The sequence below is a fragment of the Steroidobacter sp. genome (assembly GCF_036402275.1).
In the GTDB taxonomy this organism is placed as follows: domain Bacteria; phylum Pseudomonadota; class Gammaproteobacteria; order Steroidobacterales; family Steroidobacteraceae; genus Steroidobacter.
Genome location: NZ_DASWTF010000009.1, coordinates 85,801 through 111,637, shown reverse-complemented (window position 1 = coordinate 111,637; position 25,837 = coordinate 85,801). Strand labels below are relative to the sequence as shown.

Annotated in this window: 24 protein-coding genes; 14 read left to right on the top strand and 10 right to left on the bottom strand. The window is 62.6% G+C overall.

Annotated elements, in window-relative coordinates; all coding sequences use genetic code 11:
• Positions 1–50 precede the first annotated feature (50 nt).
• Entirely contained in the window at positions 51–2,651 is a 2,601-nt protein-coding gene (locus VGD45_RS03105; protein WP_331153805.1) for an ATP-binding protein, read from the top strand.
• On the opposite strand, the gene VGD45_RS03100 is transcribed toward VGD45_RS03105, so the two are convergent.
• Complete coding sequence (locus VGD45_RS03100) at positions 2,652–3,038, bottom strand: hypothetical protein (protein ID WP_331153804.1); 387 nt, start codon at positions 3,036–3,038, stop codon at positions 2,652–2,654.
• 184 nt (positions 3,039–3,222) lie between these two features.
• Between VGD45_RS03100 and VGD45_RS03095 the strand changes: the two genes are divergently transcribed.
• The 6 genes from VGD45_RS03095 (at position 3,223) to VGD45_RS03070 (ending at position 7,492) form a co-directional block, all read left to right on the top strand.
• Positions 3,223–3,438, top strand: coding sequence for a hypothetical protein (locus VGD45_RS03095; protein ID WP_331153803.1), 216 nt, complete (start codon positions 3,223–3,225; stop codon positions 3,436–3,438).
• Positions 3,435–3,626 carry a twin transmembrane helix small protein gene (locus tag VGD45_RS03090; protein ID WP_331153802.1) on the top strand — a complete coding sequence of 64 codons (192 nt, stop codon included), beginning with the start codon at positions 3,435–3,437 and terminating at the stop codon, positions 3,624–3,626. Before VGD45_RS03095 ends, VGD45_RS03090 begins: the two co-directional genes overlap by 4 nt.
• Positions 3,627–3,636: 10 nt before the next feature.
• On the top strand, positions 3,637–5,049 hold the full coding sequence (locus VGD45_RS03085; protein WP_331153801.1) for a PLP-dependent aminotransferase family protein: 1,413 nt from the start codon (positions 3,637–3,639) through the stop codon (positions 5,047–5,049).
• Positions 5,050–5,153: 104 nt separating this feature from the next.
• Positions 5,154–5,540, top strand: a complete 387-nt coding sequence (locus VGD45_RS03080; RefSeq protein WP_331153800.1) for a YciI family protein — start codon at positions 5,154–5,156, stop codon at positions 5,538–5,540.
• Positions 5,540–6,790, top strand: a complete 1,251-nt coding sequence (locus tag VGD45_RS03075; RefSeq protein ID WP_331153799.1) for an RNA polymerase sigma factor — start codon at positions 5,540–5,542, stop codon at positions 6,788–6,790. The genes VGD45_RS03080 and VGD45_RS03075 overlap by 1 nt, the downstream gene beginning before the upstream one ends.
• Before the next feature lie 3 nt (positions 6,791–6,793).
• A complete protein-coding gene (locus tag VGD45_RS03070) occupies positions 6,794–7,492 on the top strand; it encodes an extensin family protein (protein WP_331153798.1) in 699 nt (232 codons plus the stop codon).
• A gap of 1 nt (position 7,493) precedes the next feature.
• Here the strand turns inward: VGD45_RS03070 and VGD45_RS03065 are convergent, their stop codons facing one another.
• The 3 genes from VGD45_RS03065 to VGD45_RS03055 are packed head-to-tail and all read right to left on the bottom strand — an operon-like array spanning position 7,494 to position 11,018.
• Positions 7,494–7,907: a VOC family protein gene (locus VGD45_RS03065; protein WP_331153797.1), complete on the bottom strand. Its 414-nt coding sequence runs from the start codon at positions 7,905–7,907 to the stop codon at positions 7,494–7,496.
• A gap of 36 nt (positions 7,908–7,943) precedes the next feature.
• A complete protein-coding gene (locus VGD45_RS03060) occupies positions 7,944–8,711 on the bottom strand; it encodes a helix-turn-helix transcriptional regulator (protein ID WP_331153796.1) in 768 nt (255 codons plus the stop codon).
• 9 nt (positions 8,712–8,720) lie between these two features.
• Entirely contained in the window at positions 8,721–11,018 is a 2,298-nt protein-coding gene (locus VGD45_RS03055) for an ATP-dependent DNA helicase (protein WP_331153795.1), read from the bottom strand.
• Positions 11,019–11,147: 129 nt separating this feature from the next.
• On the opposite strand from VGD45_RS03055, the gene VGD45_RS03050 reads away from it, so the two are divergent.
• The 5 genes from VGD45_RS03050 (at position 11,148) to VGD45_RS03030 (ending at position 17,474) form a co-directional block, all read left to right on the top strand.
• Entirely contained in the window at positions 11,148–11,684 is a 537-nt protein-coding gene (locus VGD45_RS03050) for a GNAT family N-acetyltransferase (protein WP_331153794.1), read from the top strand.
• A gap of 168 nt (positions 11,685–11,852) precedes the next feature.
• Positions 11,853–14,939 carry a response regulator gene (locus tag VGD45_RS03045; protein ID WP_331153793.1) on the top strand — a complete coding sequence of 1,029 codons (3,087 nt, stop codon included), beginning with the start codon at positions 11,853–11,855 and terminating at the stop codon, positions 14,937–14,939.
• Positions 14,936–15,757, top strand: a complete 822-nt coding sequence (locus VGD45_RS03040) for a protein-glutamate O-methyltransferase CheR (protein WP_331153792.1) — start codon at positions 14,936–14,938, stop codon at positions 15,755–15,757. The genes VGD45_RS03045 and VGD45_RS03040 overlap by 4 nt, the downstream gene beginning before the upstream one ends.
• A complete protein-coding gene (locus VGD45_RS03035) occupies positions 15,757–16,332 on the top strand; it encodes a chemotaxis protein CheB (protein WP_331153791.1) in 576 nt (191 codons plus the stop codon). Before VGD45_RS03040 ends, VGD45_RS03035 begins: the two co-directional genes overlap by 1 nt.
• The gene (locus VGD45_RS03030) at positions 16,329–17,474 is read left to right on the top strand and encodes a hybrid sensor histidine kinase/response regulator (RefSeq protein WP_331153790.1); all 1,146 of its coding nucleotides are present in this window, start codon (positions 16,329–16,331) and stop codon (positions 17,472–17,474) included. The genes VGD45_RS03035 and VGD45_RS03030 overlap by 4 nt, the downstream gene beginning before the upstream one ends.
• Here the strand turns inward: VGD45_RS03030 and manD are convergent.
• The gene (manD, locus tag VGD45_RS03025) at positions 17,464–18,675 is read right to left on the bottom strand and encodes a D-mannonate dehydratase ManD (RefSeq protein ID WP_331153789.1); all 1,212 of its coding nucleotides are present in this window, start codon (positions 18,673–18,675) and stop codon (positions 17,464–17,466) included. The genes VGD45_RS03030 and manD overlap by 11 nt on opposite strands.
• Before the next feature lie 131 nt (positions 18,676–18,806).
• The gene (locus tag VGD45_RS03020; protein WP_331153788.1) at positions 18,807–19,556 is read right to left on the bottom strand and encodes a FadR/GntR family transcriptional regulator; all 750 of its coding nucleotides are present in this window, start codon (positions 19,554–19,556) and stop codon (positions 18,807–18,809) included.
• A 223-nt stretch (positions 19,557–19,779) separates the two neighbouring features.
• Between VGD45_RS03020 and VGD45_RS03015 the strand changes: the two genes are divergently transcribed.
• Positions 19,780–20,481 (top strand): glutamine amidotransferase-related protein, encoded by a 702-nt coding sequence (locus VGD45_RS03015; RefSeq protein WP_331153787.1) that lies wholly within the window; start codon positions 19,780–19,782, stop codon positions 20,479–20,481.
• Here the strand turns inward: VGD45_RS03015 and VGD45_RS03010 are convergent.
• The 3 genes from VGD45_RS03010 to VGD45_RS03000 are packed head-to-tail and all read right to left on the bottom strand — an operon-like array spanning position 20,465 to position 22,812.
• Complete coding sequence (locus tag VGD45_RS03010; RefSeq protein WP_331153929.1) at positions 20,465–21,823, bottom strand: sensor histidine kinase; 1,359 nt, start codon at positions 21,821–21,823, stop codon at positions 20,465–20,467. The two genes, VGD45_RS03015 and VGD45_RS03010, sit on opposite strands and share 17 nt — an antisense overlap.
• Positions 21,823–22,488 (bottom strand): response regulator transcription factor, encoded by a 666-nt coding sequence (locus VGD45_RS03005; protein ID WP_331153786.1) that lies wholly within the window; start codon positions 22,486–22,488, stop codon positions 21,823–21,825. Before VGD45_RS03005 ends, VGD45_RS03010 begins: the two co-directional genes overlap by 1 nt.
• On the bottom strand, positions 22,489–22,812 hold the full coding sequence (locus VGD45_RS03000) for a PepSY domain-containing protein (protein ID WP_331153785.1): 324 nt from the start codon (positions 22,810–22,812) through the stop codon (positions 22,489–22,491).
• A gap of 260 nt (positions 22,813–23,072) precedes the next feature.
• Here VGD45_RS03000 and VGD45_RS02995 point away from each other — a divergent pair, with 260 nt between their 5' ends.
• Positions 23,073–23,378, top strand: coding sequence for a PepSY domain-containing protein (locus VGD45_RS02995; protein WP_331153784.1), 306 nt, complete (start codon positions 23,073–23,075; stop codon positions 23,376–23,378).
• A 65-nt stretch (positions 23,379–23,443) separates the two neighbouring features.
• Here VGD45_RS02995 and VGD45_RS02990 read toward each other — a convergent pair whose 3' ends face one another.
• Positions 23,444–25,783, bottom strand: a complete 2,340-nt coding sequence (locus tag VGD45_RS02990) for an NADP-dependent malic enzyme (RefSeq protein WP_349263199.1) — start codon at positions 25,781–25,783, stop codon at positions 23,444–23,446.
• Positions 25,784–25,837: the final 54 nt, after the last annotated feature.

The window sequence follows — 25,837 nt, the reverse complement described above, 5'->3', positions numbered from 1 at the left end:
GATGCCCCGACGAGTACGGATCGACGGCGTCGGCACGGCGGGCCCCGGCAATGAAGCTGTTGGAGCGGGATGAGCTGCTGACTTCGTTACAGGTGCTGCTGCGCAATGCCGCCGCGGGCCAGGGCGCCTTGTTGTTTCTGGAAGGCGAGGCCGGCATCGGCAAGACCTCGTTGTTGAAAAGCTTCGCCGATTCTCAGCGCGCACATCAACCTGTTTACTGGGGCGCCTGCGACGCGTTGCAGGCACCGCGGCCGCTCGGCCCATTGTTCGACATCGCAGCGCAGATCGAAGGCGAGTTGCAGACCGCGCTTCGAGACAACGAGCGTTTGCGGATCTTCAGCAGTTTTCTGAATGCGCTGGTGCGGCCGCCCGCGCTGATCGTGCTCGAGGATTTGCATTGGGCGGACGAGGCGACGCTCGATTTCGTGCGCTACGTGGGCCGGCGCATCGGCCGCACTCATTCCCTGTTGATTGCGAGTTTTCGCAGTGACGAGATTGGCCCTTCACATCCGTTGCGGCTGGTGCTGGGCGACCTGGCGACCAGTGGCGCGAAACGACTTTCGCCAGCGCCGCTGTCGGTGAGCGCGATTCGCGAGCTCGTCGGCGCTCGCGATATCGATCCGGTGGAGTTACAGCAAAGGACCGGCGGCAATCCTTTTTTTGTCACCGAAGTTGTCGCGGCTGGCGGCACTCGCGTCCCTGCGACTGTGCGCGACGCCGTTCTTGCGCGCGCAGCTCGCCTGCATCCGTCGGCGCGCGCCGTGCTCGATGCGGCGGCTGTTGCGGGTCCTCGCGTAGAGCCATGGTTGTTACAGGATCTGACGGCGGCCGAGAGTGGCGCGATCGATGAATGTCTCGCCACCGGTGTGTTGTGTTCGCAAAACGGCGTGTTCACGTTTCGTCACGAACTGGCTCGCGAGGCGGTGCTCGATGCTATGACGCCGACGCAGGCGATGAGTCTGCATCGCATGGTGTTGGAGGCGCTGCAATCCCGTTCGGGGCCAGCTTCGGATCTCGCGCGGCTTGCGCATCATGCCGAAGGGGCTGCGTTGGATGACGCTGTGCTGAAGCTCGCGCCCGCGGCGGCTCGTGAAGCGGCAGCGAAGGGTGCACATCGACAAGCTGCTCAGCAGTTTGCTCGAGCGCTGCGTTTCGCCACAGCATCGCAGGCTTTGCGCGCGATGCTGCTCGACGACTATGCGTCGGAGTGTCAGCTCGCGGCGATGGTCAACGACGCCATCGAAGCGCGACGGAGCGCGGTGAAGCTGTGGCATGACCTGGGCGATCGAAACAGACAAGCGATTTCACTGGCCAGGCTGGCGCATGCGCTGGTGGTCTCGGGAAAGAACGCCGAAGGCGAGGCGACCCTGCGTGAAGCTGTGGCGCTAGTCGAAAGCGATGCGAACGGCGCTTCTGTCGCCGTCAGGCGCTGGGCGGCTCACTTGCGAATGCTCGATCGGGACGTGGAGCAGGCCATACAGGAAGGTGAGCGCGCCAAGGCGGTGGCTGAACGCCTCGGCGATCGGGAGTCCATCGTTCATTGCCTCAATACCATTGGATCGTCGCTGATCTTGGCAGGGCGTGTCGAACAAGGTTGCGAACAATTGGAGCGTAGCCGTGCGCTCGCGGAGGAGATGCGCTCCGACTCGTGGATCGCCAATGCCTATGTGAATCTGGGATCGGCGTGCGGCGAAGTTTATCGCTTCGACCTCGCCGACAATTATCTGCGCCGGGGCATCGAGTTCTGTAACGAACGCGACATCGATTTTTCGCGGCTGTATCAATTGTCGTGGCAGGCGCTGGTGTGGATGTATCGAGGCCGTTGGACGGAAGCGTCCGGAGCAGCGCATGTGGTGCTTGCCGACCGGAGGTCGCCAGTGATTGCACGCATCACTGCGCTGATCGCGCTGGGTCGCGTGCGAGCGCGTCGTGGCGATTCCGCAGTGTGGGAAGCGTTACACGAGGCGCAGGAGTTGGCTGGCAACACCGGTACGTTGCAGCGAGTTGCACTCATGCAAGCGGCCCGCGCGGAGGCTGCGTGGTTGGAGGGTCGGGCCGCGGAGGCGGCAAGCGAGGCGTCCGCCGGTCTCGAGCTCGCGCTTCGCAAACGACATCGTTGGTTCGCGTCGGAGTTGTTGTTCTGGTGCTGGCAAGGCGACGGGTCACTGCCTGGAGGCATGCCGGAGTTTTGCGCGAATCAGCCGTTCGCGATGGAAATTTCCGGCCGCTGGCAGGAGGCTGCGGCTACCTGGCGCGAGTTGAAATGTCCCTTCGAGGCGGCGCGCGCCATGATGGAAGGGGATGAATCGGCGCAGCGCGAAGCACTCGGCGTGTTCGAAACGTTCGGTGCGCGACCCATGATCGAACGCCTGCGTTTCAAGCTGCGCTCCGCTGGCGTGCGAGGCTTGCAGCGAGGACCGCGTGATAGCACGCAAAATAATCTGGCCGGGCTGACCACCAAGGAAGTGGAAGTCCTCGGCCTGCTCTCGCAAGGCTTGCGCAACAAAGAAATCGGTCAGCGTCTGCACCGATCCTCACGCACCGTCGATCACCACCTCGCGGCGATCTTCAGCAAGTTGGACGTTTCGACACGCGCAGAGGCGGTGAGTGCGGCGTACCGCCTCGGAATCATTTCAACGAAGACGCCTTGATCACTCGGGCGGTTTCTTCGGCTGCGTCGTTGTCTTGCCAGCCGGCAAGTCGTCTCGCGAAGTGTCGCGACGTTCGCACTCCGCTTTCTCGATACCACGGAGCTTGGAACAATCCGGCCGGCTGCCGGTCGTGCCGACGCCGCGCATGGCCGGCGGCACACGATCCTGCTGAACCTGTTTTTTCTGCGCGACGTTCGTCCTTGTATTCGCATTGTCGGTCCGTGCCGAATCCGGCGGCCGCACGGTTTCCTGTGCCGGCCGCACGGTTTGCTGAGCTGGCTGCGTGGTTTGCTGAGCTGGTCGCGGCGGGTTGGCCGTGTTCTGGGCAGACGTTGTCGTAATCCCTGCAGCGGCCAGGGCCACAAGCACATGAACAGAGCTGCGCATCACTCGTCCTCCCTGCATCGATGCATGGGTAACGGATCGCATCGAGGCCGGTTCCGGCGGGCTGCGCTGACAGGAAAAACCCGCTGCCGAGGCTCCCGTCTGTGCCACTTTTTTTACCCCGATCTGCATCTGTTATGCAGCACAGTCCGCCCCTACCATGCCTCCCGTAACGAGGAGAAATGCGATGCGGATTGCCAAACCTCTGCTGCTGGTGACGACGCCTCTGGGCGTGGTGGGCGCGATTTACGAGGCGTATAGGCTGGCGGGTGGGCTGGTGCTGCTGATGGTGGCGCTCATGTCTCTGATCGCGGTCGCGGTCGGCACGCTGGTGATGACCATCCGTCGCGAGGCCGCAGCCGAGCGGGCCAAGGCAACTGCGATTACATCGGAGCAATCATGAAAGCACTCATCATTCTTACCCTGGTCGCCATCGTCATCAGCCTGGGCCACGCCCTGTTCTCCATGACCGGCGGGCCCACCGATTCCAAGAGCATGGTGCGCGCGTTGAGCATTCGCGTCGGTCTGTCTGTGGCGTTGTTTGCCTTCCTGATGATCGGCTGGTACTTAGGTCTGGTCGAACCTCATTGATAGCGGGCGCATGAAGCTGTACCAGGAGCTGGCCGCCGATCTCACATCGCTGATCCGCCAGGGCACGCTCCAGGCGGGCGAGCGGATTCCATCGGTGCGCGAGTTGTGTCGCGAGCGGGGCGTCAGCCCCGCGACGGCGATGCGCGCTTACGATGTGCTGGAAGCGAATGGCCTGGTCGAGAGCCGGCAGCGTTCCGGATATTTCGTCAGCAATCGCTGGCAGCAGGCTCCAAACGAGCCGCGGGCGTCGCGGCCCTCGTCGCGCTCCACGCAGGTGGATGTGAGCGATCTCGTGTTCGATATTCTCGAAGCCTCGCGTGATCGCGATGTCGTACCGTTGGGGTCGGCGTTCCCGAGCCCGACGCTGTTCCCCTGGGCCAAGCTGGCGAGACACCTTGGCAGCAGCGCACGTAACGTGGATCCCTGGAGCACGGTGGAGAGTCTGCCGCCGGGCAGTCCCGAGTTACGTCGGCAGATCGCCCGACGCTATTTGCAATTCGGCTCGCGCGTTCCCGCCGACGAAATCGTCATCACCTCTGGTGCGCTGGAAGCGCTGAATCTTTGCCTGCAAACCGTCACACGACCGGGTGACACCATCGCGATCGAGGCGCCCGCGTTTTACGCGTGTCTCCAAGCCATCGAAATGTGGGGCTTGCGCGCGGTGGAGATTCCCACTCACCCGCGCGAAGGCATCGATCTCGGTGCGCTCGATCAGGCCATTACCAAGCACAACGTGCGCGCCTGCTGGTTCATGACCACGTTCCAGAATCCGCTCGGCGCGTCGCTGCCGGAAGAGAAGAAACGCGACTTGGTGGAGTTGCTGGCCGAACGCGAGATCCCGTTGATCGAGGATGATGTCTACGCCGAACTGCACTTCGGCAAGCAGCGGCCGAAGCCGGCCAAAGCGTTCGATCGCAAGGGGCTGGTGCTGAACTGCGGCTCATTTTCCAAGAGTCTCGCGCCCGGCTATCGATTGGGCTGGACGGCCGCGGGCAAATTCGCTTCAGCGGTTCAACGCCGTAAAGTCACGACCTCGCTCGCCACCAGCGTGCCCATTCAGAACGGCATCGCGCAGATGTTGCGTAACGAAGGCTACGATCGCCATCTGGACAAACTGCGCCAGGCGCTCCAGTCGCAACAGGGCGCGGCGCTGGCTTCCATCAAAAAGCATTTCCCGCCCGGCTTTCGAGTTGCCACGCCGGAGGGCGGCTACTTTCTGTGGATCGAGTTGCCCCAGCAGATCGATGCGCTCGAAGTGCATCGGCGCGCCATCGAGGCTCACATCAGCATCGCTCCGGGGCCGATGTTCTCGGCTCGTCGGCAGTTCCGCCACTGCGTGCGGTTGAACTACGGCCACCCCTGGACCGCTCAGGTCGAGGACGCCGTCGCCGAGTTGGGGCGGATCATCCGGACGCTGGCCTGAAAAATTTTTTGCCGGCCGTGTCGAAACAGCCGACCCGGCTCCGACTTGCTCCTGAAAGCACCCCGCGTGGGGCGCTAGAATCACCCAACACAGGAGTCAAGCGTATGAAATTCATGCTGATGATGAACACCCCGGCCGGCGGCGAGTACCAGATCATGAGCTGGCCGAAGCAGGACATCGAGGCGCACATCGCGTTCATGATGGACTTCAACAAGCAGCTCTCGGCCAGCGGCGAACTGGTGGATTGCCAGGGTCTTTCGGCGCCGTCGCAGGCCAAGCTGGTGCGCGCGGGCAAGGATCGCAAGCCGGTCACCGACGGTGTGTTCGCCGAGTCCAAGGAATTCCTGGCGGGTTATTGGATCGTCGATGTTCCCAGCGCGGCGCGTGCCTATGAGCTCGCGGCTCAGATTTCGCTGGCGCCGGGCATCGGGGGCGAGCCGTTGTACATGTCCGTCGAGGTGCGTCAGGTCGGCGTCGCGCCGAAAGACTAGTGATCCACTCACTCGATCGAAGCACCGAGCACTTGTTGCGCGAATTGGCGCCACAGGTGCTCGGCGCCGTGATGCGCCGGTATCGCAATCTCAGCGCCGGCGAAGATGCCGTGCAGGAGGCGCTGATTGCAGCGGCGACTCAGTGGCCCAGCGAAGGCGTGCCAAACAATCCTCGGGGTTGGTTGTTGCAGGTCGCGCTTCGTCGCATGACGGATCATGTTCGCAGCGAGATCTCGCGTCGCAATCGCGAGGCGGTGGCAATGGAAGATGCGCCATTAGCGGTCGCGCCGACGATGTACAGCGAGCCGGAGATCGACCCGGACGACACGCTGGTGCTGTTGTTCATGTGCTGTCATCCGTCGTTGTCGCCGCCTTCCGCGATTGCTTTGACGTTGCGAGCGGTGGGTGGACTCACCACCGGCGAAATCGCCAAGGCGTTTCTCGTGCCCGAGGCGACCATGGCGCAGCGGATCAGTCGCGCCAAGCAGAGCGTGAAGACCTCGGGTGCGCCGTTCGAGATGCCCGAAGCTTCCGAGCGGGGTGCGAGGCTCGACTCGGTGCTGCATGTGTTGTATTTGATTTTCAACGAAGGTTACACGAGCAGCTCGGGCGCGGACTTGCAACGCACGGACTTGTCGAGTGAGGCGATCCGGCTCACTAGGCTGCTACACAAGTTGCTGCCCGATAACGCCGAGGTGCTCGGGCTACTCGCCCTGATGCTCCTCACCGATGCACGTCGCGCAGCCCGTAGCGGACCGAATGGAGAGTTGATTCCGCTCGATGAGCAGGATCGCAGCTTATGGGATCGGTCCGTGATTGCTGAAGGTACTGCGTTGGTGAGCGCGGCCTTCGCGCGTGGTTCAGTGGGCGAATATCAGCTGCAGGCGGCTATCGCGGCGTTACACGATGAAGCGCCTCGCCTGGAAGACACGGACTGGCCGCAGATCCTCGCGTTGTATGGCGTGTTGCTCCAAATGTCCGATAACCCGATGGTGGCGATGAATCATGCGATCGCCGCGGCGATGGTGCATGGGCCGGCGAAAGGATTGGAGCTGCTCGCTCCGTTGGAGCAGGACGAACGGCTGCGCGACAATCATCGCCTCGATGCAGTTCGCGCCCACTTGCTCGAGCGCGCAGGCGATCGCGACGCGGCCGTCAAGCTATATCAAGCCGCGGCGGCCAAGACCAGCAGCATTCCCGAAAAGAACTATTTGATGCTGAGGGCCGCTCGAGTGCGGGATCGCAAGTAGGCCATGCGGCTGCTGATAGTCCTGCTACTGCTCGTGCTCATGATCGGCGGTGCGATCTACGGTGTTCGCAGTGGCGCCATCGATGTACCTCCGGATTGGAATCCGTGGGCGACGCTGGACGTGAATGCTGAGCCGAACTTCTTGACGCGTTACAAGCTCGGGCGGTTGTCGAAAAGCTCCGAGCTGTGTCAGCAGGTGCTGGCGACAACGAACATCGAGTACGAACGAGTGGACAATCGCATGACCGGGCCGGCGTGCGGTTTCTTCAACGCCGTGCGCATACAGAAAACATCGAGCGGTGTGAATAAGCCGTTTTCTCTGAGCTGTAGAGCCGCTGTCTCGCTGGCGCTGTGGGAGCGACACGTGTTGACGCCGGCGGCGGAAAAGCATTTCGGACAGAAGGTCGCCACGTTGGAACACTTCGGCAGCTATTCCTGTCGCAACGTCTATGGCCGCGCGAACGCGACGCGAAGTCAGCATGCAACTGCGGAGGCGTTGGATGTCGCCGGCTTCGTGCTGGAAGACGGGGAACGAATACGCGTGTTGAAAGACTGGAGCGCGGGCGGCGCGCATGCCGCGTTTCTACGAGACGTCCGAACCGGCGCGTGCCGATTCTTCGACGGCGTGCTGAGCCCAGACTACAACGCCGCGCACCGCGACCACTTTCACTTCGACCGCGGGCCGTATCGAGTCTGCCGTTAGCTCACTTCATGTAAGGATCCCAAAAGCCCGACGCCGGCTCGATCTGCTGAACCACGTCCACCCACGTGCCGGACGGATCCACCATGCCGAAACGACGCTGTCCCCACGGCTCGTCGCGCAATTCATAAGCGATGCGTGCACCCGCCTGCCGCACCTTTTCAAACTCCGTCGCCGCGTCGCTGACCTGCAAGGTGAAGAACATGCCTTGACCGTTGAACTTTTCGGGTCCGGGCGGGCTGGACGGATGGTCGGGCGACATGAATGCAATGGCCAGCACCGGATTGGCCCGGGACGCCAGGTAGATGAACCAGGACGATTCGAACACCACTTCGAAACCGAAATGCCGCACATAGAAGTCGCGGCAGTCGGCGATGGCGTCGGTGACGATCACCGGGTAGGCGGACTCCAGTTGCATGGCGCGTTCCTCGACAGTGAAAACGCCAGCATGCGCTCAGCGCGGCGAGTGGTATTGAAAAAATGCGTCGTCGGGACGGAGTTGGCCAGGAGAGACGCCGGCGAGGCGGGTGAAGTCGCGGGTCATGTGCGCTTGATCGGAGAAACCCGCGTCGTGCGCGACGGCGGTCAACGAGCGCTCGGCCGAGTGAACGATGAGGTCAGCCGCATGTCTCAGTCGCGCAATCATGCAAAAGAGTTTCAGCGGCATGCCCACGGTCTGCAGGAACGTGCGTTCCATCTGCCGGCGGCTCTTGCCGAAACGCGAGGCGACATCATCGATCCGCACCAGTCCATGTCGAGCCGAGACATGCTCGATCACGCGATCGACGTAGCTCGTGACTGGCGGCGCATGACATAACAGCACACTCAGAATTACATCGAGCTCATCGAACAGCGCATCGGTGGCGATGCGCGTAGCGATGCGGTCCGATGGAAATTCCATCAGCGTGCGCAAGTCCTCGCGAGCATCGGTGATCTCATCGGCGGCGGCGCGAATGAAGTGGCGGCTCTGCCCCGGTTGAAACCGAATGCCCAGGTAATGCCTGCCGGGAGAGCAGGGAATATTCGTCGGCGCGGTCGTGGTGCCGTAGACCCACGATTTGTACTCTCTCGCGGTGACCTCGATCACGAGATCGATGCAACCATCCGGCAACGCGGTGTACACCGACGCGGCGTTATTCAAGCTGAGCCAGTACTGACTGACGAAGCGCGCCAGGCCGACGGCGGGGCGTCGAACACAGAAGCTGCTGGGCGGAGTCGTCATGCCGCCACTCTAAACCGGCATCATCTGCAACCGCCACCACTTGGGTAGCAGTTCGCGCACTTCGCGGCGCGCGAAGCGATCGTCGATCAGATACACGACGCCTCGATCGTTGCGGGTCCGAATGACGCGTCCTGCGGCCTGAATCACCTTTTGCAGACCTGGATAAAGGTACGTGTACGCGTAGCCGGCCTCGAACAGCTGGTCCATCCGCAAGCGCATCTGCTCGCTCACATCGTTGAGTTGCGGTAGCCCCAGCGTGGCGATGAATGCACCGATCATGCGTTCCCCCGGCAGATCGATGCCTTCACCGAACGCGCCGCCCAGCACGGCCAGCGCGATACAGCGTCCGTCCGGCTCGAAGTCGTCGAGAAATTGTTTGCGCTCGCTCTCGGACATATTCCGATGTTGCAGCCGGTTGGGAATGTGCGGAGCCACGCGGTCCAGCTCCTCGGCGATGCGCGCCAGGTAATCGAAGCTGCTCGCGAACACGAAGTAGTTGCCCGGCGTGCGCTCGAACTGTCGCACGATGACTTCGACCATCGGAGTAATGGAATCGTCCCGGTGCCGATAGCGCGTGGAAATATGCCTTGCGACGCGCACTTCGAGCTGATCCGGCGAGAACGGGGATTCGACGTCCAGCCAGCGAGTAGTCTCCGGCAGGCCCAGTAAATCTAGATAAAAGTCCCGCGGCGTCAGCGTGGCTGAAAACAGCACGACACTACGCGTGTTGTCGAAGCGCAGTTTCAGGAATGGAGCGGGCACCACGTTCCTGATGGAAAAGGTCGCATGCTCCGGGTTCGCGATTTCGAATAACGAATGGTCGGACAACTCCGCCATCAGACTATTGAACGCCAGCGCGTCGAAAAACAGCTGCTGCACGGGCTCGGGCGCCGGCACCGCCTGGTCGGCGAGCTCGCTCTGATGCGTTATATAAGTATCCAGCGCCTTCAACAGAGTCTTCGGCACACTGTCATAGACCTGATACGCCTCTTCCTGGGCGTCCGCGATGCGCTGAAATTCTTTGCTCAGCCGCTCGATGACGCCTCGGAGCATGGGCGGCGCTTTCTTTCGGGCGCGCCGCAGACCTTCAGCATCGATCGAGGCCGAGTACATGCGTCGCGCGCGCTCGATCAAGTTGTGCGCTTCGTCCACCAGTACGCCGACGCGCCAGCCTTGCTCCTGGGCGAGGCCGTAAAGAAAGGCGCTTTGATCGAAGTAATAGTTGTAGTCGCCGATGATCACGTCGCTCCAGCGCGCCAGCTCCTGTGACAGGAAATACGGGCACACGCTGTGTTCGGCCGCGACACTGTCGATCACAGAACGAGTCATCGTGCCGCGTTCGAGTGCGGCGGCGCGCGCGGCAGGGAGCCGGTCGTAGAATCTTTTAGCGAGCGGACACGACTCGCCATGGCACGCGGCGTCACGATGTTTGCAGACCTTCTCGCGCGCGGTGATTTCCAGCACTCGCAATTTGATGTCGGGCGGAGCCAGTGCGCGTAACGCATCCAGCGCGAGCTGCCGGCCCGTGGTCTTGGCCGTGAGATAGAAAATGCGATCGATCTTCTGCGCTCCCATGGCTTTGAGCATGGGGAAGAGCGTGCCCATGGTTTTGCCGACGCCCGTCGGAGCTTGCGCCAGCAGGTGCTCACCCAGCACGGCCGCTCGATACACGCTTTCCGCCAGCTGACGTTGCGCCGGATAAAAATCGAACGGAAAACTCAGCGCTTGCAGCGCCTGGTCGCGTGCCTGCCGATGCGCCAGCTCCGAGCGGGCCCAGACTGCATACTGCGAACAGTGTTCTTCGAAAAATGCTTGCAGAGTCTCGGCGCGGAAATCCTGCGCCAGCACCGTTTCCTCTTCGCTGTCCACATCGAAGTACACCAGCGCCACGCGGAGCTCGGGCAACTGCTGTTCACGACACAGCATTGCGCCATACATCTTCGCCTGCGCCCAATGCAGGGCACGATGATTGTCCGGCATGCGGGCGAGCACGCCGCGATAGGTCTTGCATTCGTCCAGCCGCCGTTGCTGGTTGTCATAACCGTCAGCGCGCCCCCTCACGTGCAAGCCATCGTGAACGCCTTCAAGGGCCTTTTCGACTTCGTACTCGCGTCCGCGACGGGCCGCCACGATGCTGTGTCCAGCGATGCCTTCGCGAGCGCTGGGAGCGGGCGTGAAGCGCAAGTCGAGATCGCCGCGCTTCGCGGTGAACTGGCACAATACTCGCACGGCCACCGACACACTGGCGGGCGCGGTGCTGCAGGAGGCCGGCGCGGGCGCCGGTGTCGGGGATTTCCCGGTCGACATGGGGGATACGGAATGTCTGTGGTTATATACAGTATCATCCTCGCCGAGCGGTAGCACTGTCATTTGACAGTCAGCAGTCCCCGTTTATCTTGACTGCTGACAGGCCGAGCGCCTGCAAAGGAAAACCACGTGCCCAACGGCATTCAGATTCGTCGCCTGCAAGTCATAGGCGACAGGGAAATTCAAGGCTTGAGCGAAGTACTGATCGACTGCGTCGAGGGCGGCGCGTCGGTGAGTTTCATGCTGCCCATGACTCGGGAGAAGGCGCGAGCTTTCTGGTCGAAAGCGGCAGAAAGTGTCGCGCGCGGCGAGCGCATGGTCTTGGCGGCGGAGGACAATTCGGGCGTCATTCTCGGCACGGTGCAATTGATCACGGACCAGCCGGAGAACCAACCGCACCGAGCTGACATCGCGAAAATGCTGGTGCATCGGCGCGCGCGTCGGCTCGGTCTTGGTGCTGCGTTATTGACGGCGGCCGAGGAGGCCGCGTTGAACGCTGGCAAGACAGTGCTGGTGCTCGACACGGCGAGCGACGACGCCGAGCGGCTCTATCGGCGTCAAGGCTGGCAGTACTGCGGTCGGATTCCGGACTACGCGCTCATGCCCGATGGCGCGTTCTGCGCGACTCACATCTTCTTCAAGATGCTCGCACCTCGGCCCAGTTGAGCGTCTCGCGGCGTTCCGATCGAACCTGCCGCAGCCTGTCATACACAAATATCGTGTACCGGGAACCTTTGAAGGTTCCCGACCGTTCTCGCCGTCATGCCAATTATTAAGCTGCGGCCGGGGCTCGCCTGACGCCGTGGCAACGGCCCAGCGGAATCCAGCAGCGACATGCGCAAACGTTTCGAGAAAGAGACGCACGACGGTTGGTATGTGTTCATTGCGGCGAGCATGCTCGCCATCTTCGTGGTCGACTTGCAGACGCGAGTCGGCGTGGCCACCTGGCTGTTCTATCTCATCCCGCTCGGCGCCTGCATCTTCCTGACCCGGCCTGGCGCGCCGCTGCTGGTGGCGGGGCTCTCGACGCTGCTGATCGTCGTCGATTTCTTTTTCTCCGCGGCGGGCGAGTCGCCGCAGATTGCGATGCTGAATCGCACGTTCGTAACCGTCGTGATCTGGGCTTTCGCTCTTCAGACGCGTTTTGCCATCACCACTCGCCAATCTTTGCGCAAACAGGACTGGATGCGCCTCGCGCAGTCCACGCTGTCACAGCGCGTGCTCGGTGAGCTCACACTGACCGACGTTGGCGATCGTATCGCTACGTTCGTGAGTGAATATCTCGGCGCCAGCATCGGCGCACTGTATGCGCGTCAAGACGCGACTGTCGCGGTTCGCATCGGCGGTTACGCATTGCCGGCAGACCATCCGGCGCGCGCCAGCATCGCAACCAATGAAGGGTTGGTGGGCCAGGTGATGAAAGATCGCAAACCCATCCACCTGCGCTCCATTCCGGCCGGCGAGCTGGAAATCACCGGTGCGCTCGGCACGATACGGCCCAAGTCGCTCATCGTCAGTCCCGTGATTGCCGATGGCGAATCGGTGGGCGCGCTGGAGTTGGGCTTCGTCGAAACCATCGGCCGCGCCGACGTGGAATTATTGGAACTGCTGAGCGAATCCATGGGCGTCGCGATTCGTACAGCGCGCCTGCGCAGCGAGCGAGAAGAACTGCTGCGCGCCACTCAGCAGCAAGCCGAAGAGCTGCAGACCCAACAAGAAGAGCTCCGCGTCACCAATGAAGAGCTGGAGCAACATAGCAACATGCTCCGCGACAGTCAGGCTCGCCTGGAGGCGCAACAAGCAGAGCTGGAGCAGAGCAATGTGCAACTGGAAGAGCACATGCAAATGCTCGCGCATCAGAACGACGATCTGGACGCCGCGCGTCGCGAGCTCATCGGCAAGGCGTCGGAGCTGGAGCGCTCGAACCAGTTCAAATCCGAGTTCCTCGCGAACATGTCGCATGAGCTGCGCACTCCGCTCAACAGCTCGTTGATTCTCGCCAAGCTGCTTGCCGACAACGCGCAGGGCAACCTCACCGAGGAACAGGTGAAGTTTGCCCGTAACATATATTCGGCGGGCAACGATCTGCTGGAGCTCATCAACGACATCCTCGATCTGTCCAAGATCGAGGCGCGGCAGATCGATCTGAAGCGCGAAACCGTCGGGCTGCAGTCCTTGCTCGACAACATGGCCCAGATGTTCCGGCCCATCGCAAGCCAGAAGCGCGTCGAGTTGCAGCTCACGCTGGCGCCAGACACTCCCGCGGAGTTGGAGACGGACTCGCAACGACTCCGGCAAATCCTGCGCAACCTGCTGTCGAATGCGCTCAAGTTCACCATGCAGGGCCGGGTCGTTCTGAAGATTTTCACCAGAGCGGGCACCGGTGACATTGCGTTCGCGGTCGAGGACACAGGCATCGGGATCTCGCCCGACAAGCAGCAAATCATTTTCGAGCCCTTCCGTCAGGCCGACGGCACCACCAACCGCCGCTTCGGCGGAACGGGCTTGGGCTTATCTATCTCGCGAGAGCTTGCGGCGATGCTGGGCGGACGCATCGAACTCCACAGCGAGCCCGGCGTCGGCAGCACGTTCACACTGATTTTGCCGCGGGCCATGCCGGAGCAGCCGGAAAAGCCCGAGCGCGTCGTCGCGCCTGCGCCGATCAGCGCATCCGTTCGCAGTCGGCGAGCGGAACCAGTGACTCAACCCCCACCGGCACGAGCTAACAATTCCCGCTTGCTGCTGATCGTGGAAGATGATCCGTCCTTCTCGCAGACCATTGCGACGCTCGCGGCGGGGTTGAATTTCGAATGCATGATCGCGCACACCGCGGACGAAGGTATCGAGCTGGCGTTGAAACATCGCCCGACCGCCATCGTGCTCGACATCCGTTTGCCGGATCACACCGGTCTCACCGTGCTCGATCGCCTCAAGCACGACCCGGCGACGCGACACATCCCAGTGCAGGTCATCTCCGGCGACGATTACACGCATGTGGCATTGGAAATGGGCGCGGCCAATGTCATGAGAAAGCCGGTGGAGCGGGAACAGCTGCTCGACGCTCTCGCCAGCCTGGCTCACAAAGCACACGACGCCACTCGCGCGGTGCTGATCGTCGAAGACAACGCCATGCAACGCGACAGCATCGAGCGCTTGTTGCAATCCGAGCAGGTCGAGACGGTCGCGGTCGCCTCCGCCAGGGACGCGCTGGAAAAACTTCGCGCCTCGACTTTCGATTGCATGGTGCTCGACCTGGCGCTGCCCGACGCTTCGGGCTTCGAGCTGCTGGAACGGATGGCGACCAACGAGTCGTATTCGTTCCCGCCGGTGATCGTGTACACCGGGCGCACGTTGTCGGCGAATGAAGAGCAGCAACTGCTGCGTTATTCCAAGTCCATCATCATCAAGGGCACGCGCTCCCCGGAACGCCTGCTGGATGAAGTGACGCTGTTCCTGCACCGGGTGGAATCGTCGCTGCCGGCGGAGCAACAGCGCATGTTGCGAGTCGCGCGCAGCCGTGAGGCAGTGTTCGAGAAGCGTCGCATCCTGCTGGTGGAAGACGACGTGCGTAACGTGTTTGCGATTACGCGGGTGCTCGAACCGCACGGCGCGATCCTGGACATCGCACGCAACGGCCGTGAAGCATTGGATGCGCTGGAGCGCAATCCAGACGTCGATCTGGTGCTGATGGACATCATGATGCCCGAGATGGACGGCTTCGAGGCGACGCGGGCGATTCGCGCCGACCGGCGCTGGGCGAATCTGCCCATCATCGCGCTCACCGCCAAGGCCATGCCCGACGACCGGAAAAAATGTCTGCAGGCTGGCGCCAACGACTACATCACCAAGCCCATCGACATTGAAAAACTGCTGTCGCTGCTGCGCATCTGGATGCCGGCGCGGCGAGGAGCGCCGCGTTGAGGCTGGAAATCTCAGAGCCCGAGATTCGCCAGCTGCTGGAGATCGTCTACCAGCGCTATCACTATGACTTTCGCCAATATGCCGGCGCCTCGCTGAAGCGGCGGCTGCAACAGGCGCTGACGCACTTCCATTGCGCCAGCCTCGCCGAGCTGCAGGAGCGGTTGAGCGACGATCAGAGTGCGTTCCCGCAGCTGCTCGAATATCTCACGGTGCAGGTCAGCGATTTGTTTCGCGACCCGGAATTCTTCCTGGCGCTGAGACGACAGGTGACTCCGTTGCTCGCCACGTATCCGTCGCTGAAGATCTGGATCGCCGGCTGCAGCACGGGCGAGGAGGCGTATTCGTTCGCGATCCTGCTGGCGGAGGAGGGTTTGCTCGACCGTACCAGGATCTACGCCACCGACATCAACGACGGCAGCCTGCGCAAGGCGCAGAAGGGTGTCTATCCGCTCGACCGGATGAGACAGTTCACGATGAACCATCGTGCGGCCGGCGGGCATGGGTCGTTGTCCGACTACTACCACGCGGCTCATGACAGCGCCGTGATGTCGCCGGGGTTGAAACAGCACATCACCTTCGCCGACCACAGCCTGGCGACCGATAGCATTTTTTCCGAGGTGCAGCTGGTGTCGTGTCGTAACGTGCTGATCTACTTCGATCGCACTCTGCAGGACCGCGCGCTCGGCCTGTTCAACGACGCGCTGTGCCGTCGCGGCTTTTTGTGTCTCGGCACCAAGGAGTCAGTGCGTTTCTCGGCCTACGGACACCGATTCCAGGAGCTGAGTCCCGAACAGAAGATCTATCGGAGGGTCGACTGATGGCCGCGCCGCTCGCTGTCGTGATCGGCGGCTCGGCGGGATCGCTCGAGGTGCTCCGCCCGGTCGTGCGCGCACTGCCACCGGTGATCGATTGTCCTGTCGTCGTGGTCATTCACTTGCCGTCGCATTCCAGCGGGCTGGCGGAGTTGCTGGGCGCGGATACTCCACTCACTGTCAAACAGGCGGAAGACAAGGAGCCGCTCAGCGCCGGCGTCATCTACATCGCGCCGCCGAGCTATCACTTGTTGATCGAGTCGGGCGCTACGTTCGCGCTCTCGGTCGATCCGCCGGTGCACTACTCGCGGCCAGCGATCGATGTATTGTTCGAAAGCGCGTGCGATGTTTATGGCCCGAACCTCATCGGTGTGCTGCTGAGCGGCGCAAGCGAGGATGGTGCCGCCGGTTTACAAGAGATCCACGCGGCGGGTGGCACGACCATTGTGCAATCCCCGCTTTCAGCCGAGGTCGCCATCATGCCGGCGGCGGCTTTGGCGTTGTTTCAGCCTACGTATCTATGGTCGCCGAACGAGTTAGCTTCAGGATTGAGCCAGTTGTTGAGCGGGAGGTCAGCATGACCGAGCGCTCGCGCATTCTGCTGGTCGATGACATCGAGGAGAATCTGGTCGCGCTCGAAGCGCTGCTGCGTCGGGACGATGCGGACATCGTCACCGCGCGCTCCGGCACCGAAGCGCTGGAGCTGGTGCTGCAGCATGAGTTCGCGCTGGCCTTCATCGACGTGCAAATGCCGGAGATGAACGGCTTCGAGCTGGCCGAATACATGCGCGGCGCCGAACGTTCCAAATATATTCCGATCATCTTTTTGACCGCGGGCACGGGCGACGCGAACCGCGTGTTCCGCGGCTATGAGTCGGGCGCGGTGGACTTCCTGTTCAAGCCGGTGGATCCCACCGTCCTGCGCCACAAGTCCGACACCTTCATCGGCCTGGACCAGCAGCGCAAGAAGCTGGCCCGGCAATACGAGCAGTTGCAGGAGAGCGAAGCGTTATTGCGCGAGGCCGTGCAGGCTCGCGAGGACGTGCTGGCGGTGGTGTCGCACGACATTCGTAACTTCCTGCAAGCCATCAAGAGCGGCGTGCAGATGCTGAACAAACCGCCGGAGAAATTGGGGCCCGACGCCAGGGCCGCGATTCACGGCCGGTTGTCCAGCACGGTGGATCTGATGAGCCGCGTCATCGCCGACCTGCTGGACATGGCGAGCATTCGCTCCGGTCGTATCGAGGTGAAGCCGGAGCCCGAGATCGCTTTGCAGCTGATCAACGAGGCGGTGGCGGTGCATGAGCCGCTGGCGGTTCAGAAGGGCATCACGCTGCTGAGCGAATGTGAGATGCCCACCGCGGTGGTGGTGTGCGACCGCGAGCGCATTCTGCAAGTGTTCGCGAATCTGCTGGGCAACGCCATCAAATTCTGCCGTCACGGCGATCGGATCAAGGTTTGTCTGCGCCGAAGCGAGGATGGCATTCAGGCGTCGGTGATCGATACCGGGCCGGGTATTGCCAGCAGCGATCTGCCGCTGGTGTTCGATGCTTATTTTTCGGGCGCCAAGAATCGCCGCAACGGCACGGGCCTCGGTTTGTATATCACCAAGCGCATCGTCGAGGCGCACGACGGGCGCATCTGGATCGAGAGCGAGCCGGGCAAAGGCACGGCCGTGCACTTTACCCTCCCGCTCTCGCCGTCGACCGAAACTACCAGTTGAACAGCGTGCCGTCTTCGAGCCGGTTGACGGGCAGGCTGGCCGGCCGATAGGGATACTTCGCGGCCAACGTTTCGTCGATGTCCACGCCGTGGCCGGGCGCCGTGCCCGGATGCAGCTCGCCTTTCGAGAACGTGTACGCGTGCGGGAACACTGCGTCGGTTTCGGCGGTGTGACGCATGTACTCCTGAATGCCGAAGTTCGGCACCCACAGATCGAAGTGCAGAGCCGCGCCCATGCACACCGGCGACAGATCGGTCGCGCCGTGGAAGCCGGTGCGCACGTTGTTCAACTCGGCGAGATGAGCAATACGGCGCACGTGGCTGATGCCGCCCGCGTGCACGATGGTCGTGCGGATGTAGTCGATCAACTGCTCATCGATGAGCTGCTTCGCATCCCACACCGAGTTGAACACTTCGCCGACCGCGAGCGGGGTCGTGGTGTGCTGACGAATCGTCCGGAAGCCGGCCTGGTTTTCCGCGGGCGTGCAGTCTTCCAGCCAGAAGGGACGGAATTCTTCGAGATCCTTGCCGAGGCGACCGGCCTCGAGCGGCGTGAGGCGGTGATGCACGTCGTGCAGCAGGTGCACGTCCCAACCCAGCGCGTCGCGAGCGGCAGCAAACAACTTCGGCACCGTCGGCATGTACTTGATCGTCGACCAGACATTCTCGGTCGGTCGGGCCGCGTCGGCAGGTTCGTAAAACATCTTGTCCTTGGAGACGCCATACGTCGACGCCAGCCCCGGTACACCGCTCTGCAGGCGAATCGCCTTATAGCCTTCTTCCTTGTACTTCTTGGCCTGGGCGATGGTCTCGTCGATGGTGTTGCCATTCGCGTGGCCGTACACCATCACGCCGGTGCGGCTCGCACCGCCGAGCAGTTCGTAGAGCGGCATGTTGGCGTTCTTGGCCTTGATGTCCCACAGCGCGACGTCGACCGCGGCGATCGCGGTCATCGTGACCGGGCCGGTGCGCCAGTACGCGCCGCGATAGAAGAACTGCCAGATATCCTCGATCTGTCGCGCATCGCGCCCGATCAGGCACGGCAGGATGTGATCGTTCAGGTAGCTTGCGACCGCCAGCTCGCGGCCGTTGAGGGTGGCGTCACCCAGGCCGTAAACACCGCTCTTGGTGGTGATTTTCAGCGTGACGAAATTGCGGCCCGGGCAGGTGATGATGACGCGGGCGTCGACGATGGTATGCATGGTCCAGGGAGGGTCCAGGGTAAGGCATCAGAACATTGGTCATGCCACTTTGGCTTGACCAGTCCAGGATGTCAACGGCGGCGTTCGCCAAACCGCGATTGTCTCACGCGGCCTGCCGCGGACCAGTCCGTTTATTTGCTGGCCGCGTAGCGCTTGCGCTGTTCGGCAATCTGCTGACGGGCCCGCTCGAGCTCCTGAACTTCGGTGGCCTTGAGCAGCGCGTCGATCACGCGCGTCAGGTGCTCTCGCATGGCGGCCCGAGCTCCCTCCGCATCGCGTTGGCGAAGCGCCTTCAGGATGGCGGTGTGCTCGTCGATCCGGGGCTTGACGCCGCTGGCGCGCACCTTGGTGCTGAGGGAACGACTTTGCGGCGAGCGGGTGCGCGCCTCCCAGAGCATTTTCACGGCCGCGATCATGCCGCTGTTCTGAGTGGCCGCCGCGATCACCTCGTGAAAGCGCCGGTCGGCGTCTTCGCTGAGCACCACGTCGTGCTCGTTTTCCGTGCGCATTTCGTCGAGAAGCGAGCTCAATTCTGCGAGCTGCGCGTCATCGATGCGAGCAGCGGCGAGTGCGCATACCTCGCCTTCGATCGAGCGCCGCGCTTCGAGCAATTCAAAGGGACCGATGTCGGTGGCGCCGGCCTTGCCGCCCGGCGGCTCGGTGTTGGTGACATAAACCCCGGAGCCCACGCGCACTTCCACCAGCCGGTCGAGCTCCAGGGCGATGATTGCTTCGCGAATGGTGGGGCGGGAGACCGAAAAGGTCTGCGCCAGCTCGCGCTCCGAGGGCAATCGTTGTCCGACCTTGTATTGACCGCGCGCGATGTCGCTCGCCAGCTTCTGCGCGATGCGCTCGTACAGTCGCTGTGAATCTGCGGGCATTGGCGTCGTGGCGGACCTGAGGATTGGAGAGGCCCGATTATTGCTGGCTTGACCAATTGCCACAAGCCGAGGCTTCGGGAAAAACGGCCTCATGGCTGGGCGCAAAGGTTGCTCGGAGGACATGTGTCAGGACATTGGTCATGCCTGAGTTGACAAGTGGTCAGGCCAATTTAAGCCGTGGTCGTTGGTATGCTTGCCGGCGTTGCTCGCACCTGGGATCACGATGGATCTTGGCATTCTGGAAACCGGCGCACCGCCGGCCGATCTGAAAGATCGTTTTGGCTCGTATGGGGACATGTTCCGGCTCATGTTGGGACCGGACTACGGTTATTCGTACTACGACGTTCGAGCCGGCCGGCTACCCGAGATCGGGCGGCACGAGGCCTGGCTCATCACCGGCTCCGCCTCGGGCGTGTACGACGGCGATCCGTGGATCGAGCCGCTCAAAGGCTTCATCCGGCAATTGTCGGGGCAGGCGCCGCTGGTCGGCATTTGTTTCGGCCACCAGATCATGGCGGAGGCCTACGGCGGTCGAGTGACCAAGTCCCCGAAAGGGTGGGGCGCGGGCCTGCACAGTTACAACATTAAACGTCACGCCTCGTGGATGAATTCGGATCGCGAGCCCAGCCTGAGTATTCCGGTATCGCACCAGGATCAGATCGTCGATCTGCCGCAGGACGCGACCGTGCTGGCGGCCAGCGATTTCACGCCTTACGCGGTGCTGGAATATCCGCAGCGGCGCGCGATTTCGTTTCAGGGCCATCCGGAGTTCTCGCCGGAGTATGCGACCGCGCTGATCGATCTGCGTCGAGGCACGCGTTATCAGCAGGATTTCGCCGATGCCGCCGCGGCTTCGTTGCAAAAGCCGAACGACGCGCGGCGCGTGGCGGGCTGGATTCGTAACTTTCTTAGCGAGAAGCGCTGACGGCGGACGCGCGCCAGGCGACCGTTACTTTCAATCCACCCAAGTCGGAGCGCGTGAGTGTGATGGCGCCGCGCGTGGCGTCGACGAGGTCGTTGGCAATGGCCAGCCCGAGGCCGTGACCCGAGCCGGCTTCGTCGAGTCGTCCGCCTCGCATCAATGCCTCGGCAACTTTCTCCGGTCCGATGCCCGGGCCATCGTCTTCCACCAGCAATACGCCGCCTTCGCTGGCCTCGCCTGTGACGCGCACTCGTCGGCGCGCGTAACGAGCCGCGTTTTCGATCAAGGCACCGGCAATCTCCAGCAGATCTTCGCTGGCGACGGGCAGGCGCAGCTCTTCCGGAATGTTGACTTCGAACACAAGTCTCGCGCCGAACTCGGTTTTTTCCACCACGCCGACCAGCGATTCGATCACGGGCAATGCGACCGTGACATCGCCGCTCGGCGCTGCACGAATGGCCGCCGCGCGGCTGCGGGCCAGCTCGCCTTCGATCGCCGAAGTGGCCGCGGCGATGGCTTGATCGAGGCCATCGGCCGCTTCGGTCGCGCCTGCTTCTCGTGCGCGCCGGCTCTGCGCCGACAGCGCCGCTAGCGGTGTTTTGAGACCATGAGCGAGATCGGCGGCGCGTCGACGCGCGCGACTCAGATCTTTTTCGCGAGCGTCTGCCAGCTCGTTGATTGCAAGCGTCAGCGGCTCGATCTCTGCGACGTGAGCTGCCGCCATTCGTTCGCGAGGATTGCGCTTCAAGGTTTCGACTTCGTTGCGCACGTGACGCAGTGGGCGCAAGCCCAGTTCGACCTGCACCCACGCGGCGGCGGACAAGATGAGCCACAGGATGGCTAGGAACATCGCGAGCTCGTGACCGAACTCTTCGCGCGCTTCATGCAGTGACTTTTGTTCGTGCGCGAGCTGGATCAATACATCGGCGCCGCTGCGCTCGGGCCGGATGATGCGTTCGACCAGCAGGATCTGCTGGTTGAAAGGCCCGTCGACGATCCGGTTTTTCCATTCCAGCGAGTTGGCGTCGACCGGCGCCGGCAGGTGCTGATCCCACAGCGAGCGCGAGCTCGATGCGCCCCGGTCGGTCGACACTTGCCAGTACAGACCGCTGGCGGGTTCGAAGAAACGTGCGTCGCCCGGTTCGTGCTCCAGCGCCGGTGAACCGTCCGGCGCTATCGACAGTGCGGCGGCGAGCTGCAGGCCTTCACGAATCAGGTCGGCTTCGATACGCCGTTCCACGTGCCGCTCGAACAGCAGCGTCATCGCCACCCAAGCGGCGGCGAGAGCGAGGAAGATCGCGATTGCGGCGCCCAGCAACAGCCGAACGCGCAGGGATCGTGGCATCACCCACCGTCACCTGCGAGCAAATAGCCGAAGCCGCGCCGGGTCTCGATCACCTGCGGGCCGATCTTGCGACGCAGACGGACCACCAGCGCTTCGATGGCGTTGGAGTCGCCGGGCTCGTCTGCCCCATACAAATGCTCGGCGAGCTCGCCGGCCGAGACGGCGCGGCCGGATTGGTGAGCGAGATAGTCGAGGAAACGAAATTCCAATTGTGACAAACGAATCGGCCGGCCCGCGTACGTCGCGGACATGCGATGGGTATCGAGCACCAGCCGGCCCACTTCGATGGTCGACGACGCGCGGCCCGCGGCGCGCCGGACGAGGCCGCGAATACGAGCGATCAGCTCGCCCATTTCGAAGGGCTTGCCGAGATAATCGTCCGCGCCGGCTTCGATGCCCGCAACTTTCTCCGTCCAATCGTTGCGGGCCGACAGGATCAACACGGGGAACGTGCGCTGAGCGCCGCGCCAGCGTTTCAGCACCGACAAGCCGTCGATGCGCGGCAGGCCGAGATCGAGCACGGCGACGTCGTAATCTTCGACGCTGCCCTTGTACCAGGCGTCCTCGCCCTCGGTGGAAATGTCGACGACGAAGCCGGCGCTGGACAAGGCTTGCGCCACGTCCTGAGCCACCGCCGCTTCATCCTCGATCACCAGCGCACGCAATCAATCGTCCTCGATGTTCAGCACCTTGCCGGTGCGCGCGTCTATTTTCACTTCGCGCACGCGGCCGGTGCCAGTGAGTATTTTTATTTCGTAGACCAGCGCCTTTTTTTCGTCCTCGAGCTCGACTTCGATCACGTCGCCTTGCACCTGCTGGTTGGCGATTTCGAGGATTTTCACCAGCGGCAGCACTTCGCCGCGCTGTAGGGCTTCGCGCACCACGTTGTGCTCGTTCTTCTTGTCCCGCTTGTCGGCCAGGCCCGTGGACATGCCTAGCGACAGGCTGCTGAGCAGCAGGATCGAGAGGGCGGAATATCTGGATTTCATGGCCTTACTGTGACTGCCACGACCTAGGGAAGCTCGGATTAAGCGACTCCCCTGAGCTGGCAAATTTACTACTGGTTGAAATGCTTCGCCGATCGAAGCACTCGACGCTGAGTGTTGACAATTAACCAGAGATTCCCTGACGCCAAGCTGACGCTGGGCGACGGACTGCCGTCAGCGCGCCGCACGTAGATTACGTCGCCATGGCGCCCACGGTGCGTGCGGGCGCCAGTTTTCAGCCGATTTTACACAGGAGAAGTGACATGACTATTGGAACGCGTTCGAGCGGCGTCCGCGCCGTGCTGTTTGCCACCGTGGTGACCTTGGCCGGCGTCGCGGGCGCTTCGGCCTGGGCGCAGAACGCCGAGAAGGTGGTCGACGTGCCGGCCAACGCGCTGAGCGCCGGCGAGATCGAAAGCCGTCTCACGGCGCAAGGGATCAAGGTCAAGGAAATCGAAATGCGCGATTTGCTGGCCGAGGTCGAGGGTTACGACGCGCAGGGCCGTGAAATCGAAGTGATGATCGACCGCCGCAGCGGCGAAATTCTGTCGCACAAGTTCGATCGTTGATCGCCGGTCGATCGAGCCGGCGCCGTCCCTCCTCGCAACAGGAGGGACGGCGATTTGTTACCAAATCAGGGCGAGGACAAGCCCAAAGTAATCTGCTTGGCCGCGTTCGCATGCACGACGGTGAGCGCCGCCATATTCACGATCCGGCGCACTGTCACAGACGGCGTCAGGATGTGCACCGGCGCGGCGCAGCCGAGCAGAATGGGGCCGATGGCCACGTTCTGACCCGCGGCGGTCTTGAGCAGGTTGTAAGCGATATTCGCCGAATCCAGGTTCGGCAGCACCAGCAGGTTGGCCGAGCCTTTCAGCGTCGTCTCGGGCAGCGCGGCCTTGCGAGTCGCTTCATCGAGCGCCGAATCGCCATGCATCTCACCATCGATTTCCAGTTCGGGCGCGCGGGCTCGCACGAGCTCCAGCACCTTGCGCATTTTCAGCGCCGACGGTGCGTCGCTGGTGCCGAAGTTCGAATGTGAGATCAGCGCGACTTTCGGCTCGATGCCGAACTTGCGCACGCCTTCCGCCGCCATCAACGTGATTTCCGCCAGCTGTTCCGCCGTCGGATCCAGATTCACGTGAGTATCGACGATGAACAGCTGACGGCCTGGCAGCACCAGGGCGCTCATCGCTCCGTACACGCTGGTGTTCGGCTGTCTGCCGAGCACGCGATCGACGTATTTGAGATGTCGGCCGCTGCTACTGATGGTGCCGCAGATCATGCCGTCGCCTTCGCCCTTCTTCAGGAGCATCGCCGCGATCAGCGTCGTGCGTCGACGCATCTCGAGCTTCGCGTACTGCGCAGTGACGCCCTGCCGACCCATCAGGCGACGATAGTCGTCCCAATATTCGCGATAACGCGGATCGTTCTCCGGGTCCACGTTGGTGAAGTGCTCGTCGCGCTTCAAGCGCAGGCCGTATTTCTGAATGCGTTTGTCGATGACTGCGCGACGACCGATCAGGATCGGCCGGCCCAGCTTCTCGTCGACCAGGATCTGCGCGGCGCGCAGCACGCGCTCTTCTTCACCCTCGGCGAAGATGATGCGCGCATGCTCCGGAGCGACGCGACGCGCGGCTGCGAATACCGGCTGCATGAACGTGCCGCTGTGATAAACGAACTGTTGCAGCTTCTGGCCGTAAGCATCGAAATCCTGAATGGGACGCGAAGCCACGCCGCTGTCCATCGCAGCCTTCGCGACGGCGGGCGCGATCTTCACGATCAGGCGCGGATCGAAAGGCTTCGGAATGATGTACTGCGGACCGAACGTCAGGTTTTCCGTGTTGTAGGCGCTCGCCACGATGTCGTTCTGTTCCTGGCGCGCCAGATCGGCGATGGCATGCACGGCTGCGATTTCCATCGAGCGCGTGATCGTCGTGGCTCCGACATCGAGCGCGCCCCGGAATATGTACGGGAAGCACAGCACGTTGTTCACCTGATTCGGGTAGTCCGTGCGGCCGGTGGCCATCACGGCGTCGCTGCGAACCGCCGCGACTTCTTCCGGCAGAATCTCGGGCGTCGGGTTGGCCAGCGCCAGAATCAGCGGCTTCGACTTCATCGTCGCGACCATCTGCGGCTTGAGCACGCCGCCGGCGGACAAGCCCAGGAATATGTCGGCATCGACGATGATTTCCGCCAGCGTGCGCTTGTCGGTGGGCTGCGCGAAACGTTCCTTCTCGGGATCCATCAATTCCTTGCGGCCGGTGTAAACCACGCCCGCAAGATCGGTGAGCCACACGTTTTCGCGTGGCAAGCCGATGTCGACCAGCAGATCGACGCAGGCGAGCGCCGCGGCGCCCGCGCCACTGACCGCGAGCTTGACCGACTTGATGTCCTTGCCGACCACTTGCAAGCCGTTGAGCACGGCGGCCGCGACGATGATGGCGGTGCCATGCTGATCGTCATGGAACACCGGGATTTTCATGCGCTCACGCAGGCGGCGCTCGATGATGAAGCACTCCGGCGCCTTGATGTCTTCGAGGTTGATGCCGCCGAAGGTGGGCTCGAGCGCGGCGATCACGTCGACCAGCCGGTCCGGATCGGTCACATCGAGCTCGATATCGAACACGTCGATGCCGGCGAACTTCTTGAACAGCACCGCCTTGCCTTCCATCACCGGCTTGGAGGCGAGCGGACCGATGGCGCCGAGGCCGAGCACGGCCGTGCCGTTGCTGATGACGGCCACCAGATTGCCGCGCGCGGTGTAACGAAATGCCGCCAGCGGATCGGCGGCGATGGCTTCGCAGGCCGCGGCCACGCCGGGGGAGTAGGCCAACGCAAGGTCGCGCTGGTTGGTCAGTTGCTTGGTGGCCGTGATGGCCAGCTTTCCGGGCGTGGGGCGCTCGTGATAGTCGAGGGCCGCCTGGCGCAGATTGTCCCGCGCGTTAGCTGACAAGGAGCTGTCTTGACTCATTGAACGTGGCTAAAGGATCGACCGTGAAATGGGGGCGTCACTGTATTCGATTCG

What these genes read in the sequence shown, in the direction of transcription:
- VGD45_RS03055 (WP_331153795.1), bottom strand. Translation starts at nt 11,018, where the DNA reads ATGTCGACCGGGAAATCCCCGACACCGGCGCCCGCGCCGGCCTCCTGC.
- VGD45_RS03015 (WP_331153787.1), top strand. Translation starts at nt 19,780, where the DNA reads ATGGATCTTGGCATTCTGGAAACCGGCGCACCGCCGGCCGATCTGAAA.
- VGD45_RS03065 (WP_331153797.1), bottom strand. Translation starts at nt 7,907, where the DNA reads ATGCAACTGGAGTCCGCCTACCCGGTGATCGTCACCGACGCCATCGCC.
- VGD45_RS02995 (WP_331153784.1), top strand. Translation starts at nt 23,073, where the DNA reads ATGACTATTGGAACGCGTTCGAGCGGCGTCCGCGCCGTGCTGTTTGCC.
- VGD45_RS03070 (WP_331153798.1), top strand. Translation starts at nt 6,794, where the DNA reads ATGCGGCTGCTGATAGTCCTGCTACTGCTCGTGCTCATGATCGGCGGT.
- VGD45_RS03000 (WP_331153785.1), bottom strand. Translation starts at nt 22,812, where the DNA reads ATGAAATCCAGATATTCCGCCCTCTCGATCCTGCTGCTCAGCAGCCTG.
- VGD45_RS03045 (WP_331153793.1), top strand. Translation starts at nt 11,853, where the DNA reads ATGCGCAAACGTTTCGAGAAAGAGACGCACGACGGTTGGTATGTGTTC.
- VGD45_RS03085 (WP_331153801.1), top strand. Translation starts at nt 3,637, where the DNA reads ATGAAGCTGTACCAGGAGCTGGCCGCCGATCTCACATCGCTGATCCGC.
- VGD45_RS03095 (WP_331153803.1), top strand. Translation starts at nt 3,223, where the DNA reads ATGCGGATTGCCAAACCTCTGCTGCTGGTGACGACGCCTCTGGGCGTG.
- VGD45_RS03020 (WP_331153788.1), bottom strand. Translation starts at nt 19,556, where the DNA reads ATGCCCGCAGATTCACAGCGACTGTACGAGCGCATCGCGCAGAAGCTG.
- VGD45_RS03010 (WP_331153929.1), bottom strand. Translation starts at nt 21,823, where the DNA reads ATGCCACGATCCCTGCGCGTTCGGCTGTTGCTGGGCGCCGCAATCGCG.
- VGD45_RS03080 (WP_331153800.1), top strand. Translation starts at nt 5,154, where the DNA reads ATGAAATTCATGCTGATGATGAACACCCCGGCCGGCGGCGAGTACCAG.
- VGD45_RS03100 (WP_331153804.1), bottom strand. Translation starts at nt 3,038, where the DNA reads ATGCGCAGCTCTGTTCATGTGCTTGTGGCCCTGGCCGCTGCAGGGATT.
- VGD45_RS03035 (WP_331153791.1), top strand. Translation starts at nt 15,757, where the DNA reads ATGGCCGCGCCGCTCGCTGTCGTGATCGGCGGCTCGGCGGGATCGCTC.
- manD (WP_331153789.1), bottom strand. Translation starts at nt 18,675, where the DNA reads ATGCATACCATCGTCGACGCCCGCGTCATCATCACCTGCCCGGGCCGC.
- VGD45_RS03030 (WP_331153790.1), top strand. Translation starts at nt 16,329, where the DNA reads ATGACCGAGCGCTCGCGCATTCTGCTGGTCGATGACATCGAGGAGAAT.
- VGD45_RS03105 (WP_331153805.1), top strand. Translation starts at nt 51, where the DNA reads ATGAAGCTGTTGGAGCGGGATGAGCTGCTGACTTCGTTACAGGTGCTG.
- VGD45_RS03090 (WP_331153802.1), top strand. Translation starts at nt 3,435, where the DNA reads ATGAAAGCACTCATCATTCTTACCCTGGTCGCCATCGTCATCAGCCTG.
- VGD45_RS03060 (WP_331153796.1), bottom strand. Translation starts at nt 8,711, where the DNA reads ATGACGACTCCGCCCAGCAGCTTCTGTGTTCGACGCCCCGCCGTCGGC.
- VGD45_RS02990 (WP_349263199.1), bottom strand. Translation starts at nt 25,783, where the DNA reads ATGAGTCAAGACAGCTCCTTGTCAGCTAACGCGCGGGACAATCTGCGC.